The 1047-nt window shown below is 34.1% G+C and carries 1 protein-coding gene; it reads right to left on the bottom strand.

From position 1 onward, the window contains the following. Positions 1–824 precede the first annotated feature (824 nt). A partial coding sequence (locus N1032_RS23715) for a hypothetical protein (RefSeq protein ID WP_259542837.1) occupies positions 825–1047 on the bottom strand: 223 nt, incomplete at its 5' end.

The raw sequence follows: 1047 nt of genomic DNA, 5'->3' as shown, positions 1-1047 counted from the left end.
TGGATGTCAAGCGCTAAGGCAGCGCCAAATGGACCAGGAATTAAGTCGACTTTAAAAGAACCATACATATATTTTCCGGCTTCCGGTTTGTATAGCGTAGGTTCTTTAGATGTTCCACCAATTAACGGCATAATTTCCTCCTAACTTAAGATGATGTTGTGTTGTGATACTAGGAAAGACGATATTCCAAAGTGATCAATAACCGGAAGTTCAACTAATGTTGTTGATTGCGCATCGCCTTCCGTAATCTTGATTTCCATCTTATCAATGAAAATTCCAGAAATTGTAATAAATCTTAAATGTTCAATTTTTACATCTTTATGAAATTCTGTTTGTATTGGTTTAATTTGATTGATCGATTTATATTTTTCACGGTAATGAATTTTTCAATCGAACTTATCAAAAACGGGTTTTAATGAAAACATTTCATTTTTATCCTCATTTTTTGGATATTGATAATATCAAGCAAAACTTACTTCAGTTCCGGATGTTGATGCAACGTCTCCGTTTGAAGTTGTTTTTGAATACGCTTGTACTTGCAACGGTAAAGCAATTGGAGTTAAAACTTTATCTCAATCAATTGTTGGAATTGCTGAAACGTTTTTATTTTCGTTTCAATAAGTTTTTAAGTTTGTTTTCGAAACCGATGTTATGTTTCAAACCAAAGCAACATTTTCATTGGCAGTTGGGACATGGCCATAAGACTTATCACAACCGACTGTAAGTACGTTAGGCAGATATTCATAACTTCAAGCATCATAGAAAGTCGAAGTTCCTTGTTCAACAACATATGATGAAACAATGTATTTTGAGAAAAAGTTTATTCAAGCCTGAAACGCATCTTTGTTTGTTGTTTGCGACATTCTTGTCATATAGATATGATCGTTCATTTCTTTTGCGCCCGTTCCTGAAATTTCTTGCGCTCTAAATTGCCCATGTCCAACATTGTAGTTGATGTTCATTTTTCCGTAGTTAACAAAAGTATCATCAGTAATTGGTGTCAAGTCGCGGAAAGAAGAGCGGTTAAGATAAGTGATTAAAACCATA

It is taken from the genome of Herbiconiux daphne (assembly GCF_024979295.1).
Classification (GTDB): Bacteria; Actinomycetota; Actinomycetes; order Actinomycetales; family Microbacteriaceae; genus Herbiconiux; species Herbiconiux daphnes.
The sequence above is the reverse complement of the archived record's forward strand: the minus strand, read 5'-3'. Positions and strand labels throughout refer to the sequence as shown.